Annotated in this window: 7 protein-coding genes; 2 read left to right on the top strand and 5 right to left on the bottom strand. The window is 53.8% G+C overall.

The genetic code is table 11. From position 1 onward, the window contains the following. Positions 1–147: 147 nt before the first annotated feature. On the bottom strand, positions 148–1,179 hold the full coding sequence (locus BLP78_RS11570) for a sulfate ABC transporter substrate-binding protein (protein ID WP_090459383.1): 1,032 nt from the start codon (positions 1,177–1,179) through the stop codon (positions 148–150). Positions 1,180–1,425: 246 nt separating this feature from the next. Between BLP78_RS11570 and BLP78_RS11565 the strand changes: the two genes are divergently transcribed. Next, positions 1,426–3,504, top strand: coding sequence for a hybrid sensor histidine kinase/response regulator (locus BLP78_RS11565; RefSeq protein ID WP_090459381.1), 2,079 nt, complete (start codon positions 1,426–1,428; stop codon positions 3,502–3,504). 187 nt (positions 3,505–3,691) lie between these two features. Here BLP78_RS11565 and BLP78_RS11560 read toward each other — a convergent pair whose 3' ends face one another. The 3 genes from BLP78_RS11560 to BLP78_RS11550 all read right to left on the bottom strand — a co-directional run bounded on the left by BLP78_RS11560 (position 3,692) and on the right by BLP78_RS11550 (position 5,602). Beyond that, complete coding sequence (locus BLP78_RS11560) at positions 3,692–4,009, bottom strand: DUF1840 domain-containing protein (protein ID WP_090459379.1); 318 nt, start codon at positions 4,007–4,009, stop codon at positions 3,692–3,694. Between the two features lie 58 nt (positions 4,010–4,067). Then, positions 4,068–5,126 carry an SGNH/GDSL hydrolase family protein gene (locus BLP78_RS11555; RefSeq protein ID WP_090459377.1) on the bottom strand — a complete coding sequence of 353 codons (1,059 nt, stop codon included), beginning with the start codon at positions 5,124–5,126 and terminating at the stop codon, positions 4,068–4,070. A gap of 161 nt (positions 5,127–5,287) precedes the next feature. Next, a complete protein-coding gene (locus tag BLP78_RS11550) occupies positions 5,288–5,602 on the bottom strand; it encodes an ElaB/YgaM/YqjD family protein (RefSeq protein WP_090459424.1) in 315 nt (104 codons plus the stop codon). Positions 5,603–5,924: 322 nt separating this feature from the next. Between BLP78_RS11550 and BLP78_RS11545 the strand changes: the two genes are divergently transcribed. Beyond that, positions 5,925–6,413: a Crp/Fnr family transcriptional regulator gene (locus BLP78_RS11545; RefSeq protein WP_256330247.1), complete on the top strand. Its 489-nt coding sequence runs from the start codon at positions 5,925–5,927 to the stop codon at positions 6,411–6,413. 236 nt (positions 6,414–6,649) lie between these two features. Here the strand turns inward: BLP78_RS11545 and BLP78_RS11540 are convergent, their stop codons facing one another. Continuing rightward, positions 6,650–15,244, bottom strand: coding sequence for a glycoside hydrolase family 94 protein (locus BLP78_RS11540; protein WP_176752855.1), 8,595 nt, complete (start codon positions 15,242–15,244; stop codon positions 6,650–6,652). Between the last annotated feature and the right edge of the window lie 114 nt (positions 15,245–15,358).

Below are 15,358 nucleotides of genomic sequence, written 5' to 3'. Positions count from 1 at the left end.
TGGAGGAACTCTGGCAGGACTTGAGGATATCCACCAACAACGCGCGTTATAGCTAGGTCGGTGTCATGGGAAAAATTTAACGACCGAGCTAATCGGCCCTGATAAGCTCACGCGGTTGTGTTTGTGGTTGTATTCACCAGCTTTCCGTTATCCAGCCTCACCGGTGGCGGGATCAATCCTGGATCCTTGCATCTGATCGAATACTCCGCCATTGGAGAAATGGACATTCTGGGCTTCCTTCCAGCCGCCAAAGACTTCGTCGATAGTGAAAAGTTCTATCTGCGGGAATTGCATTGCATACTTGGCAATCACCTTCTCATCACGTGGACGATAGTAGTGTTTTCCTGCGATATCTTGAGCTTTCGTTGAATAGAGGTAATCGATGTAAGCCTTGGCTATCTCGTGCGCCCCGGCCTGATCGACCACATCACTGATCACGCTGACCGTAGGTTCGGCCAGGATGGAGAGGGATGGCGTAACGACCTCGAATTTATCTCCATTTCCTTCTTTGGCAAGCAGATGAGCTTCGTTCTCCCAGGCCAGCAGCACATCACCAACGCCGCGCTCGACGAAAGTATTGACTGAACCTCGCGTTCCCGAATCCATCACCTTGACGTTAGCAAACAACTTCTTGACAAACTCGAGCGCTGCTGTATTGCTTCCGCCTGACTGCCTGAACGCGTAGCCCCACGCCGCCAGATAATTCCAGCGCGCGCTGCTGGAATTTTTTGGATCGGATGTTACTACCTCGACCTCAGATCGCGTGAGATCGTCCCAATCTCTCAATCCCTTCGGATTACCCTTGCGTACAATGAATACGATAGTCGAAGTAAAGGGTGTATTTTGCGGTAAGGGTTTCACCCAATGAGGCAACATGAATTTGCTGCTTTTTTGCAGCGCCACCGGGTCATAGGACAATGCAAGTGATACAACATCAAGTCCGTCCACGACAGCGCGTATAGGTACTCCCGATTTGCTCCGGGCTTGTTTAACCGTAACCTCGACACCCGTTCGTGTTTTCCAGTGGTTGAGGAAAGCCTTGTTGAAATCCTCGTACATTTTTTGTGTAGGGTCAGCAGAGCTGATCCCTGAGAAATCGTGCAGCGCAGCGATTGCCACGCCCAAGCTGAGCAGGATTGCGAAAATGGCAAAAATAAAACGAGAGCGATATGAATACATCTTTTATTCCCTCCATGGTAGTAAACACAGGAGAGAATTTAACATTCGTTTATTTCAGTCGCGTTGCATAAAAATGAAGAAATTGAGTAGCTTGAAGATTTTGATCGGGGAATGAAATAGTGGCGGATACAAGCCAGGAAACGATAAACTCTTATTTCCGTATACCTTTTAAACAAATGGCAGGTTGGGGATCGCGACGTATAAAATTTAACCGTAGATCTTGATGAGAACGACAGAAGACTCCCCGTGAATATCCGAAACTTTACCAGTTTTTCCAACATTGCCCTTGTGCTGCTGCTGACGGGTATTGGCGCGCTCGTATTCCATTCGCTGAGCATCCGCGAAGAACTCAACAAGAGCGAGCGTCACCAGTTTCAGGCGCTTCTGCTGGCCCATGAGCTTCTTCAGAGTTCTGACGACCTTACCACCATGGCGCGTACTTACGTGATTACCGGGGACCCGGCTTTCAAGCGCTACTTCATGGAGATATGGGATATCCGCAATGGAATACGCCCGCGCCCGCTTAGTTATTCAAGCACCTATTGGCATCTTGTAGCGGCGCATCGGGCTCCCGCAGTCGAACAAGGCGAGGCCGTTCCCTTGCTGGAAATGTTTCGCAGGGTAGGCTTCAATAATGAGGAATATGCCTTGCTGGAGGAAGCGCTGGAGCATTCCGAAAAGCTGGTCATTCTGGAAAAGCAGGCATTCGCTGCCCTTGAGGGCTTATATGATGACGGCAAGGGTAATTTCACGAAACGCCGTAAGCCGGATCGGGAGTTTGCCATTCGGTTGCTGTACAGCGAACGTTTTATTGCTGGGAAAGCAGCGGTTGCGCAGCCGATTCAGCAGTTCATAGATTTATTCAGCGGACGCATGCAAACCCAAACGAACCTCGGATTTGCCAGGCTCGAGCGCCAGATCATGTTTGAAATGACGCTGATCTTCATCGCTCTGCTTGCCACGACGGGAATCGTTTTTTACACCCGGCTCGGCATATTGCAGCCTCTGGCGGAACTCGGCCGCCAGGTAGCCGGTGTCACCCGCGGTATTCGCCCCAGCCGTTACGGAAAAGCGACAAGTAATGAAGTTGCAAAACTCGCCGAAGCATTAGCCTTGGCTGATGCAGAAAAACAACGGCTTCTTGAGAATGAACGCGTTGCCAGAAGTGAAGCCGAGCGGGCGAGCCAGCTCAAGGACGAGTTTCTGGCAACCCTTTCCCATGAATTGCGAACTCCGCTCAACGCGATTCTGGGCTGGTCGCAACTTATCCTGAGCGGGAATATGAAGAACGATGATATCCATCGAGGCCTTGAAACCATCGAACGAAATGCTCGCGCCCAGAATAAACTTATAGAAGACCTTCTCGAAATGAGCAGCATAATTTCGGGAAAAGTAAGGCTGGATATGCAGCAACTGGATGTTGTCAGCTTGATTGAGGCAGCGGTTGAGTCGGTCAAGCCAACAGCGCAAGCGAAAGGCGTGGCTTTGCAAAAAAAAATCGCGCCGCGCATCAGCCCGATCATAGGGGATCCCAACCGTCTGCAGCAGATCTTTTGGAACTTGCTCTCCAACTCACTGAAATTCACGCCAAAAGGAGGAAAGATAGAGGTTGTCGTTGAGCAGTCAAGTTCCTTTCTTGAGATCAGGATCAACGACTCGGGTCTAGGCATCGCCCCGGAGTTCATGCCTTATGTTTTCGACCGCTTCAGGCAGGGTGACGCTTCGCTTACTCGACAATATGGCGGCCTTGGCTTGGGCTTGGCCATTGTCAAACAATTAGTGGAACTTCACGGCGGTGCAGTCCGTGCAGAAAGCGCAGGCGCTGCGCAAGGGTCGTCGTTTGTCGTGCATTTGCCGCTCTCTGCTGCTGACAATGTAAAAAACGAACCGGCGCCCACGCTACGAGAGTATTTCGATGAAAAAAATCCACCCCTAGCAGGGCTGAAAGTGCTGGTGATCGATGACGAATTCGATGCGTGCGAACTCATCAAGCGAATGTTGACTCAATGCAAAGCCGACGCAATCACTGCCGCAAGTGCTACTGAAGGCCTGGAGCTTCTAAAGATCGACAGACCGGATGTAATTATCAGTGACATCAGCATGCCAGGCAAGAACGGGTATCAATTTATTGCCGAGGTAAGAGATCTTCCTGAAAAAGAGGGAGGCAAGACTCCCGCAATTGCGCTTACAGCATTCGCTCGGACGGATGATAGAGCAAGGGCGATGAGCGCGGGCTATGACAATCATCTTTCCAAACCCGTCGACCCGGTTGAATTGATTACGGCCATTAACAATCTAGTCAGAAGAATACCGATTGACGAGTAAAAATCATCATAGCCGGAAGATATTGATGAGCGCCGTATCTGCTTCAATATCGAAAACCGCAGTAGCGGGGGTTACGGGGTTGGAATGCCTATTCAAGGGACGAAAAGCATGAATATCGGCGATTACTCGTCTCTTGAGAAACCAGCTCATCCGTTGCTTGTTCGTAAGAGGACTTGATAAACCAAACTTAAACTTTATCCCACATTACATCACAGTGCTTTTTTGCGGCCGCGGTAAGCAATTCGATCAGAGGTATCGCCCGATAATTCAGGCTTATAGTTTGGTCGTCCGGGTCCGCGCCTCCCGGGTCCGCGCCGGGTTCCTGCGATCCCGATTTTCCATCTTCAATGGCACGCTTCAAGCGTTCAAGCGCGGCCGGAACGTCATCAGCCAATATTGCGCTGGGCACAGTTCCGCTATGCCCCATCATTTTCAATAGACGATGCGCTGCATCTCCAAACATCATTATATCTGCATACGCATCGCTCTTGAATGTTACCAGCATATGAGACCACCCTCACCTCGTTGCAGCCGTTTCGAATGGCTTGGTCTAGTTTCGCTGTTCAGGCGGCGGATTCCCGGTGAAACGCCTCGTTGGCAGGGCCAGCTTGGCCCGACCGCCTATACGCGCCAATACCCAGCAAGAACAGTCCCGCAACCAACATCGAGAAAACTTGGGGCTCCGGCACCGCGCTGGTTACCGCGGTAGCGAACGCCGCCCCCAGAAGGGAATGAGCCAGGGTTGTAGGATGAACGCTATCCCAATAAAGATGCGTATCAGAGTTATCACAAGAAAAAACAAGCAGGGAGACGCAGGCGTTCGTTACATCGGTAAATCCAAAGGCTGCTGGATCCTGAATAATATTATTCAGAAAAGAATAAGTATCGAATTGACGGATATCCGCTGCAGGAAAATTTGAATGCACACCTCCCAGTTGAGTTGCCAGCTCATTATTGAAAACAATCGAGTAGGCTTGAGCCTGCGCTACATCGTTATTGATTCTGGCTTCAGGGGTGTGTCCCAGATCCCCGCTATTCGGGACAAGAAAATTCCTTGCCCCTGCTGCCGCCAGCGTGCTCACGTATGAACCGATATTTTGCGCGGCGCCAACGGGAGAATTGTGTGTCAGATAGTCACCGCCGCCGCCCCATACGACATATAAAGCGTTGGGATCGGCTACGCCCCCCGAATCTCTCATGTAACGTTCCACCTCCTGCTGCATGCCCGGCAGCGACTTTAACTCTATACCTGGTATGTCAAAGCCTCCTGGCTCGGTTGCACTGCCTCCATCACCGCCGTTGCCCACACCCGATGTGGCGCCGCCCACCGAGTAGCTGCGGAAATTGGTACTGTTCCCTCCGCCGGGGAAAAGGGAATCTGCCAGTTTCTCCGTAGCGACGGGTCCATTCGAGAAGCGGCCATGAAAATAAGGGCCGCAGGGATGAGAAGGGTCGCAATTGTCACCGAGGAGTTTGTAAATGCTCGTGACAGCAGATGGGCTGCTTCCAATATCTGAAAGACTGTCTCCAAAGGTGTATAAGCTGCTGAAGGTGGCTGCAGAAGCGCTACCCCCCGTAAAAAGCAAGACTGAAAATGTGGCAAGCACTACACGTATTTTCATTATCGGTTCCCCCGTTCTATTTTCATCATCAGTTCCCCCGCCCAATTAGTGGCGAATAGCCGGACAGTCCAGCGCACTGCCTCGGCATAAATCGGAACTCTCTTTGCGCTGACGGCTTGCTATCCGCTCTTCCTGATGGGCATTCAGGTTCACGAAAACGATTATTCCCGGTTCCTCATCAAGAGTCCGACGAGAATACCAACTCCAACCGCCAGTCCGATAGTCCGCCACGCGTTTTCATGTACATAGTCATCGGTCACCCGTGCCGCAACCCTGGACTTGTCGACGACAGCGCCTTCAATATTTTGTAGATATTCCTTGGCACCCTTCAGATTGTCGTCGATTTTGTCGCGCAACGCCTGCGCTTTTCCGCCACCTTCGTTGCTCACGAATTTCATCAATTCCTCAGTATCGGCAATAACGGACCGAAAGTCTTTAATGAGTTTTTCTTTTGTTTCCTTGGCGGTCTTGGTCATCACATCCTCCAGGCAAGTTGATAGGGGTATACTATTTGTATTCGACAGATCGCTGCTTTCCTTTCCTTTCCTTTCATCTGTTTCTTTCGAGAACATTGGCAAAAAAACTTGCCGGTGCAACATTCCCACTCAATTGCTACTCGCACATTGACTTCGCTGGACCTTTTTATTCCTTTTCGTAATACTCGTCTGTCGGCCACCGCACATACGATCCTTGAGTTTGTATGTATCCTTCAATTGTGCGCAAGACCCCGCGCGCTGATGCACTTATCAGCCGGCCATATATTGTTTTCGTCGAGACAGGCGAATAGAGAGGAACGTAATGTCATATCTACACACACCTAAGCAAAATCTTTTTTTGGCCGCTCTCCCCGAGAAGGATTACGAGCGGCTGCAAGCCTGCCTTGAGCTTGTATCCCTGCCTCAAGGATGGGCGGTCTATGAAAATGGCGGCGAATTGGACCTTGTGTATTTTCCCACCACCGGTATTATTTCTCTTCTCAAAATCATCGATAATGAAGAGCCCGTGAAAATTGCCGTTATCGGCAACGAAGGTGTATTCGGCATTTCCATGCTTATGGGCCGAAAAATCGCCCCAACACGGGCAGTGGTGCAGCGCGCCGGTTTTGGCTATCGGCTTAAAGCAACTAATCTCCGAAGAGAATTCGAGCTGGGCAGTCCGCTACGTTATCTACTTCAGCAGTATACGCAGAGCCTCATGGTCGGGATTGCCAAAGCCACGATACCTGCCCTACGCCCTGCTCTGAGATCCGGCATACCGTTCGCCGGCTCACCTGCTCCTCTGGCCTAGAGCATGAACTCCTGGGCTTTCATGGAGTTTACAGGAGAACAATGGTTGCATTGAATAACGCCGAGATTCCTCCATTCATGCTCTGCGATGGTCGCCTCCTTCACCCAGTTCGTTAGAACGCCCATAAACCGCGCCTGACAGATACCGATTCCGATCTGGAATGATTACCTGCAATCAATATGCCAGCAGGTAATTTCAAATATAACAACCCATCATTTCTGCTAAATCTGCTGAAGTTACCGCCAAGTTCGAGCGTTACCCAGCCTGACTTCGACAGTGTGCGGCGCTCCATCATCAACAAGTGCAATCACCAAATCCTGTTGGCCAACGCCATCAATAGTGACACTCTCGTTGTCCTCACCGGCGACTGCCTGGACGACAGTAATGTCATAGATCGTTTCTCCATGGCGGTACTTGACGGTGAACGTGCTCCATTCGGCCGGGAGGCAAGGTTTGAAGTACAGCTTGTCTTCCGCCAGCGTGAGGCCAAGCAATGTTTCCAGCATCAGGCGATACAGCCAGCCGGCAGAACCGGTGTACCACGACCATCCACCGCGACCCGTGTGGGGCGGAACCGCATAAACATCGGCTGAGACAACGTATGGCTCCGTCTTGTAGACCGTAACCGCCTCGGGGGTCTGTGCGTGGTTTACCGGATTGATCATCTCCAGCAATTCCCATGCGCGTTTATGGTCTCCCAGGCCCGCAAAAGCCATCGTCGCCCAGATAGCGGCATGCGTATACTGGCCTCCGTTCTCGCGCACGCCGGGCACATAACCCTTTATATACCCGGGATTCAAGGGCGATTTATCGAAGGGTGGATCAAGAAGCTGGATCAGGTGGGCGTCACGTCGAACGAGGTACTGATCCACCGCTTCCATTCCCTGCTGTTGGCGCTCGGCGGAACCCGCGCCGGACAAAACCGACCAGCTCTGCGCAATCGAATCGATGCGGCATTCGGGATTGCTGGTAGAGCCAAGGGGAGAGCCGTCGTCGAAGAAGGCGCGAAGATACCATTTGCCATCCCAACCATGTAGTTCGATATTTTTGCGTAACAGATCAGCTTCGGCGCGGCATCGTCCTGCGAATGCCGTATCTCCGTACCGCTCTGCAATTTCCGAAAACCGGATGAGTATGTCGTACAGGAAGAAGGCCAGCCAGACGCTCTCCCCTCGCCCGTGGAAACCAACGAGATTCATGCCGTCGTTCCAGTCGCCGCTGCCCATCAGCGGAAGACCGTGCTCGCCGAATCGCAAACCATGCACGATGGCCCGCACGCAATGCTGGTACAGCGTCCCAACCTCTACAGAATGAATCGGAAGATCGTAGTAAGATTCTTCATCAGCGCCGACCTGCCGACCTTCCAGGAAACCGGCAGGCTCATCCAGTACACCGATATCGCCGGTGGTTCCAATATAACGACACGCCACCAGGGGTAACCATAGATAATCATCCGAACAGCGCGTCCGGATGCCGCGGCCCGCTGGCGGGTGCCACCAATGCTGAACATCTCCTTCTATAAATTGCCGCGAAGCCGACAGTAGCAGATGCTCGCGCACGAGAGCGGGCTCAACGTGAACAAGCGCCATCACATCCTGCAATTGATCACGAAAACCGAAAGCCCCGCCCGATTGGTAATAGCCGCTGCGTCCCCACAACCGGCAGGCGATAACCTGATACAACAGCCAGCCGTTTACCATCACGTTTACCGACGGGTCGGGCGTCTCCACTTGTACAGTGCCGAGTGTGCGCACCCAATAACGGTGTACGTTTTCAAGGACCTCATGCGCAGCCGTAATCCCGCGGAAGCGCCGCACGATCTTGAGGGCATCATCAGTATGAAGCCCGGCGCCCAGACGAAACACAATTTCTTGCGTCTGGCCGTCGAATAATTCAAGTGGAACCCTGATAGCGCCGCAGGGATCAAGCCCTGGCCCAACCCGTCCAGAAAGTTCTTTGGCCCTCATTGCAGCTGGGTTACTCAATCTACCGTTGCGGCCTATAAACTCGGTTCGGTCGCCGGTTACACTGCGCCCTTTATCGTCCACATCAAAAAAAGCAACCTGACCCGAAAATTCATTGCTGTAAGGATTGCGTGCAAGCAACGCTCCGCTGGCGGGATCTATCTCGGTAACGACGTGCATTCTGCTCTTCTCGGGCAAATCCCCCAATACCCATTCTACACAGCCCGTTACCGAAAGCTGGCGCGGTCGCCCGGATTCATTGCGTACTTTCAGTGCTGTGAATTTGATGGAAGCATCAAGGGCGACATAGACCCAGAGTTCAGAATGAATGCCATCCTCGATGTGTTCAAAGACACTGTATCCAAATCCATGCCGGGTAACATATGGCGCTGCCCCCGGGCTCGGCAACGCTGTCGGCGACCAGAAATGGCCGGTTTCTTCATCTCGCAGGTAATATGTCTCTCCACCGGCATCGCAAACAGGGTCGTTGTGCCATGGAGTCAAGCGGTATTCGTGCGCATTTTCGCGCCAGGTATACGCTTGACCACTCTCCGAGATAACGGTGCCGAATTGCGGATTCGCCAGGATATTTGACCAGGGCACGGGTGTCGTCTGCCCCCCTCCGATTGTGATGACATATTCGCGCGCATCGGCGGTAAATCCCCCCAGCCCATTGGCAAAGAGCAGTTCCCGGTCCGGCAGCTTGACACTCTGTCCGGAATCAGGCCGGCGTACCCGCTCCAGTCCAGCCGCAGGAACCGGTAAATCCGCAGGTAGTCGGCGAGCCAACTGTTCCATCAAACTTCCATTGCTGTCGATAATAATCACCCGCGCTACGGTTTGCATCAGGATCCGATCCTCGGAGGCAATCTGTTCCGCGCGGCGGATGAAAATGCCACCTGGACGATCGAGCACGTGCGCTTCGGAACTTCCAGCCACCAGGCCCATGATATGATCGTGCAGCAGTTGACGATAGCTCGAATGGTCCTCATTCCAGATCACCAGATCGACGGCAATTCCCTTCACGCGCCAGTAAGCATGCGCCTGTACCAGTTGGCGCACCAGATTGATGTTGGCGCCATCGCTGATCTGCAGCAGCACAATGGGCAGATCGCCGGAAATTGCGTATCCCCACAGTCCCGACTGGCTGCGCTGGTTTTTGCTCAGCACGGTGGGATCAGCGCGTAAATAAGCATTCGCATACAGCACCGAACCAGCCAGCCGGCCGAATAATTGCGCGTCGGACTCAGTCGCATTAAGCTGGTGCAGCACGACCAGGCTGTGAGTCCACGCAAGATCGAAGACGCGGTTCGTCATGTGCTGATCCTGATATTTTTCGACCAGATGCATGGCAGCATGACGGGAATCCCCGGCGCCGGTAACGATATCTATCGTCGCGGATTCTCCCGGTTCGATGGTAACGGACTTGCGAATAGCGACAATCGGGTCGAGAACCGAGCCCGAGCTATTGGAAAGCCGTCCGGAAGTTGTCATCGCCTGCGGCGCCGACACGTCGTTTCCTCGTCCGATGAAAACCATGCGATCCGTCTCGTATGAGATTTCCTCCGTAGCGACACCATGTACCGCCATCAGATGAAACATCCAGGGCACCGGGTCGCTCTGGGAGCGCGGCCGCCTGCTGCATAGAATCGCATGCCGGTCTGCCAATATTTCCGTCTGCACAAAGAGATTCCCGAAAGCCGGTGCTTGCGCGTCACCCGCCTGCGCCGCGAGCACTACCTCAGCATATGAAGTGACTTCGATCGTCCGGCGTGTCCAGGCACGATTAGTGATGCGGACCCGGCGTAGCTCGATGTCATCTTCGGGCGAGACTGTAATTTCAGTATGCGTATCGAAATCAAGGTCGCGTCGCCGGAACTCGACCCGTCCTTCCGAAAAGACGACCCCATAACGCTTGGGTTCTTTCAAGGTAGGCTGGTACGTATTCGACCAGAACTCTTCACTCTCCACATCGCGCAGATAGCAGAAGCTGCCCCAGTAATCGCAAGTGCTGTCTTCCCGCCAGCGCGTAACGGCGAGATCCTTCCAGCGGCTGCTTCCTGCGCCGCTATTGGTTACCATGACGTGATAGCGGCCGTTTGACAGAAGCTGTATTTCCGGAATAGGGGTGTTTGCGCTCGATAGAAGCCGCACCGGCATCTCCGGGAGTTCCTTGATGATGCGCACGTCGGGGAGCTCGGGCGCTTGTGGGCTGAAGACGGTGGCCTTGGGGATACGCTCCTGAAGCAACAGGATTGTTGCCTGAAATATGGGCTCGGACGCGAACCGCCGTTGCATCGGGCGATCCAGCAGTAAATATGCCAGCGAAAGTAAGCTCATACCCTGGTGATGCGCCATGAACGAGCGCACCAGGGCGCGTGTTTCACCGCGGCGCAGCCGTGATGGCGTATAGTCGACGGCCTCGTAAAAGCCGAATTTACCGACCATATCCTGGGCAGCAAGGTGCTGAAGGTTACGGCAGGCGGCTTCCGGAGCGATCATCAGCGCCAGTACGGAGGCATAGGGTGCAATGACCAGGTCTTCGCCGAGGCCTCGCTTGAGCCCCAGCCCTGGAACCCCAAACGCGCGATACTGGTAGTTGAATTGGACGTCGACGGCGTTATAGCCGGATTCGGAGATACCCCAGGGGATGCCGCGTTCCTCACCATACGCTATTTGGCGATTGACTGCCCCTTTGCAGGTCTGGTCCAGAAGTGTGTTATCGAACGTGGGCATTACCAGCAGCGGCATGAGGTACTCGAACATCGAGCCGCTCCAGGACAGTAAAGTCGCTTCACCGCCGTAACTGGTCAGCATGCGCCCCAGGGCAAACCAGCTTTCCTGCGGCAACGCTCCCTGGGCAATTGCGACAAAGTTGCAGAGTCTTGCCTCCGATGCGAGCAGATCATAGTAGCTGGCATCCAGTCGATGCTCACCGACGTTATATCCTATTGCGAGTTGCCGCTGTGCATGGTTGAACAGGAAGCTATAGTCCATCTGCGCCATGTCGGCTACCTGACGTGCCAGGCGTTCAAGGTTGGCCAACTGCTCAAGCGCAACCGCGCTACCTTCGCTCGCGAGTTGTCGCAAGGAAGGGTTTTCCGTCGAGTGTGCTACATCCGCATCATCCATGGCAGCAGCCGGCAGGGATTGGGGCACGAGGCTGATCAATTCCGCCAGTGCGCTTTCACACTGCTTATTCAACGCAGCTGCCCACTCATGAGCTTCGCTGGAGGCCAACGTTTTTGGCTCTTCGTTAATCTCGCGAATAATCGCCCTGGAGCAGGTAGCTAACCGATCGAGATCAACCCGCACGCTCGCGATTGTGATCGGGCGCACCTCTGCTGCGATCGCGAGCGCTTTTTCGAATTGTGCCAAGGAAGAATTTGCAGGAACGGAACCGGCGGTTTTTTCAAGCACCCGCAGCGTGTCGGCCAGTGCCAGAAATAAATGCTCGCGAATAATCGGCTCATCGGATATTTCCAATAGACCAGTGCGCAATGTCAGCAGGTGACCCGCCAGATTGCCGCTATCCACTGTGGAGACATAGCGCGTCAATGGCGTCTTTGTTTTTGTATCGTACCAATTGTAGAAATGACCGGCATGCCGTTCAAGCGTTTCCATCGACTGCAACGTATTCATGGTGCGTTCAATGAGCTGTCCAGTGCCAATGTAGCCGAAGTCGTAGGCGGTAATATTGGCCAATAGCGCCAGACCCATGTTGGTCGGCGATGTCCGGTGCGCGATAGCCGCGACCGGATACTCCTGAAAATTGTCAGGGGGTAGCCAGTTATCCTCTGGGCCGACGAAAGTCTCGAAGAAAAGCCATGTCCGACGCGCAATCTGGCGCAAGAAATGTATCTGGCCAATGGTTAACTCTGTGCTGCGGGGAGGAAGCGGCCGGCTTATCCACCAGGCAATAGCGGGAGACCCAGCCCATAACAACAATACAGGCAATGTCCCTATCAATGCCAATGGCTCTGTAACCACCATTCCTGCTACCGCGGCTATTGCCGTTACAGGTGCTATCCACATCGATTGAAAGGAAGCGCCGAGACCGGCACGCCCATCCTTCACGTCAGCCGGATCAGTCTCACTTTCCGCATAATGGGAAGGATTCCATTCAAGAAGACCGCGGTGAGTGATAAATAGCCGCACATGGGTACGGAGAATCGCGTCGAGGCTGAAATAAGCCTCGTATGGAAGGCATGCCAGTGTGAATGCCACCTGCCCGAATTGCCGGCCAGCCGTGCGCATGGAGGTGATAATGTGAGAACGCAGCGCGACTTCTTTCGGCTTGTTCAGCAAGTCTATTATGACGGTTATCGCAGCTGGAATAAAAAGCGTACCGATAACGACCAGCGTCCAGAACCATGCATGGGTGAGTACCATCCAACCCAACAACAAAAGTAGCGTCATGGCTGCCGGGACCAGGCTGCGCCGAAGATTGTCCATCAGCTTCCACCTCGACAATGCCGATAGCGGATTTGGCTGATAACTTCCCTGCGGCCCCGGTACACGCCACAACAACCAGCTGGCGAGCTGCCAGTCTCCTCGAATCCACCGGTGGCGGCGGCTTACATCCGCACTGTAGTGTGAGGGAAATTCTTCATATAACTCAACGTCACTTAGTAAACCTGCCCGTGCATAGCATCCTTCCAGAAGGTCATGGCTCAGAATTCGATTATTGGGAAAACGGCGGCAAACCGTCTGCTCGAATGCATCGACGTCGTAAATTCCCTTACCCACGAACGAGCCTTCATAAAACAGATCCTGATAAACGTCAGAGACGATACGTGTGTATGGATCGATGCCGGCCTCGCCGCCGAAAAGCCATGCGTATCGCGATTGGTTGGTACTCGACAGACTTACCGCAACCCTCGGTTGCAAAATTCCATAACCCTCGGTTACCAGACCCGCCCTTCCCTCTGCAGAGTTTTCTTCGAGCCTCGGGCGATTCAACGGGTGTGCCATCGCACCCACGAATTGATGGGCGGTTTCCCGCGGTAACTGGGTATCGGTGTCGAGTGTGATGACGTATTTTACATTCGACAGCACCGCCATATTACCGACGACGAGGGAAAACGCGTCGCTTCCGGCCCCGCTTAAAAGCGCATTTAAATCGGCAAGTTTCCCCCGTTTGCGCTCTTGACCCATCCAGAGCCGTTCCTGAGGATTCCATCGGCGTGGGCGGTGAAATAGAAAAAAAAGGCTGTCCTTACCTTTTACCGCTGAGCCGCCGGAGCCGTCCGCCTCAATCGTGTTATCCGCAGCGCCAGTGGCATATTTTTTATTCAGCTCCTCGATACCTGTTCGTGCGGCATCCAACAATATTTGGTCTTCGGGAAGCGTTTCCTGATCCGCATCCTTGAAATCGGTCAATAACGCGAAGTCGAGATTACCGTCGCGATTGGCTAAAAATCGGACTTCAAGCGCCTCAACAAGACGCCGCGCATCTGACTCGCTTGTCAGCATGGTGGGAACCACAACCAATGTTTGAAACGCCGCAGGGATGCCTTTGGAGAAATCCATGCGGGGCATCGAATGGGGTCGCACCAGTAGAGGACTCGCCCAGTTGACCAGCGCTACCGCCAGTTGACTCACCGTGAAAAGCGACAGCATGCCAACCATTCCCAGCAGCCATCCGTTCGCACCGTCGGCATGGGCTTCAGCCAGTAGCATGCCGACCAGGCTTGCCGTAATCAATACGATCGCACCAAGATAATGGAAAAGCGGATAGCGGCGGCCGATTCGCCAAAGTTTCTCCAGGAATGAAAAGCGTACTCGTACTGCCTCTTCAAGGTCGGGCAAGCCGTCGTCAACGAGATAAAAACCGACATGTGCCCTGGCATTATCGTCCGCCGTCGCCGCTGCCTCGCGTGCCAACCGGAGCGCTCGCCGTGCCACTTCCACTTCCGATACCGGACTTGCCTTCGCTACACGCTCCACCACATGCCGATACTGATCCCGGCTGGCAAAATCCATGCGGCTGTAGACCCCGTCCGGATCCTCTCGCAAGGTCTGCTCAACGATGCTGGTGGTTTCAACGAATTCACGCCAGTCGATCGCGCCCAACGTACGCAGCGTATTTATGCTGTTGGAGATCGAGACCTGGTCAGCCGCCTGTTGCTGATTTCCCAACTGCACCATCTGGTCGATTGTCTGATTCGACTCAGCAAGCCTCTGCTCGATCCAGGTCAACGGAAGCGCCAGCGCGGGCCCCTGCCCCTGTAGTCGCCGTGCCAGTTCGGAGATGAAAGGTGTCGTCATCGGCGGATCGGACCGCGCCATATCGGCAATGACAAGAACCAGACTCTTGGGATCTCTCTCGGCAATACTCGTGATTTCCCCAGCCCAGGTGGCAGCAAGCTTGCGATCTATGCCACCGGCAGCGACGTGAACCCCGACCCGGCGCAGGTTCTCGATCAGTGCGAGCCGCAGCATGATCGGAATCGCCCATAACTCTCCCAGCTGCAAATTCACGACAGCCTGATAGGCTGCGACGAAACGCCTGAGGCTCTCTGTATCAACCCTGCCATCGCCATGCGAGATCGCCTGCAAAGCGATGTCATATACTCGCGGAAGATTTGCACTGCCGCCGCGCGCAAGAAGGGGTAATTCGCGACTATAGTTTTTGGGAAGATGACGCCTGGCCATACGGATCTGCTCTTCTATCAAATAGAAGTTGTCGTATATCCACTCGCCCGCCGGCGTAAGCAGCTGATCCGCTGTTACCGCTTCCGTCAGTACGGTGCAGATGTTGAAGAGCGTATTTTCGTTCTCATCCAGCCGCGCCAGGAGCTGATCCGTGCCCCCACTCGTTGATAGCTCGTGAGATGCTGCAAGGATGCCGCCATACAACTCCATTTGATCTGCACTGAACAGTTCAGATCGCAACGGCAGTTCTTCGCTAATAGGGACGCGTGGTCTTCCGATTTTCCTAAGCCGATCTGTAATAGGAAGTAAAAGCTCAGAAACAGT

This window comes from Nitrosospira sp. Nsp1, from assembly GCF_900100985.1.
GTDB lineage: Bacteria > Pseudomonadota > Gammaproteobacteria > Burkholderiales > Nitrosomonadaceae > Nitrosospira.
This window is presented reverse-complemented; position numbering and strand designations above follow the sequence as displayed.

What these genes read in the sequence shown, in the direction of transcription:
- BLP78_RS11550 (WP_090459424.1), bottom strand. Translation starts at nt 5,602, where the DNA reads ATGACCAAGACCGCCAAGGAAACAAAAGAAAAACTCATTAAAGACTTT.
- BLP78_RS11560 (WP_090459379.1), bottom strand. Translation starts at nt 4,009, where the DNA reads ATGCTGGTAACATTCAAGAGCGATGCGTATGCAGATATAATGATGTTT.
- BLP78_RS11545 (WP_256330247.1), top strand. Translation starts at nt 5,925, where the DNA reads ATGTCATATCTACACACACCTAAGCAAAATCTTTTTTTGGCCGCTCTC.
- BLP78_RS11540 (WP_176752855.1), bottom strand. Translation starts at nt 15,244, where the DNA reads ATGGAGTTGTATGGCGGCATCCTTGCAGCATCTCACGAGCTATCAACG.
- BLP78_RS11555 (WP_090459377.1), bottom strand. Translation starts at nt 5,126, where the DNA reads ATGAAAATACGTGTAGTGCTTGCCACATTTTCAGTCTTGCTTTTTACG.
- BLP78_RS11570 (WP_090459383.1), bottom strand. Translation starts at nt 1,179, where the DNA reads ATGTATTCATATCGCTCTCGTTTTATTTTTGCCATTTTCGCAATCCTG.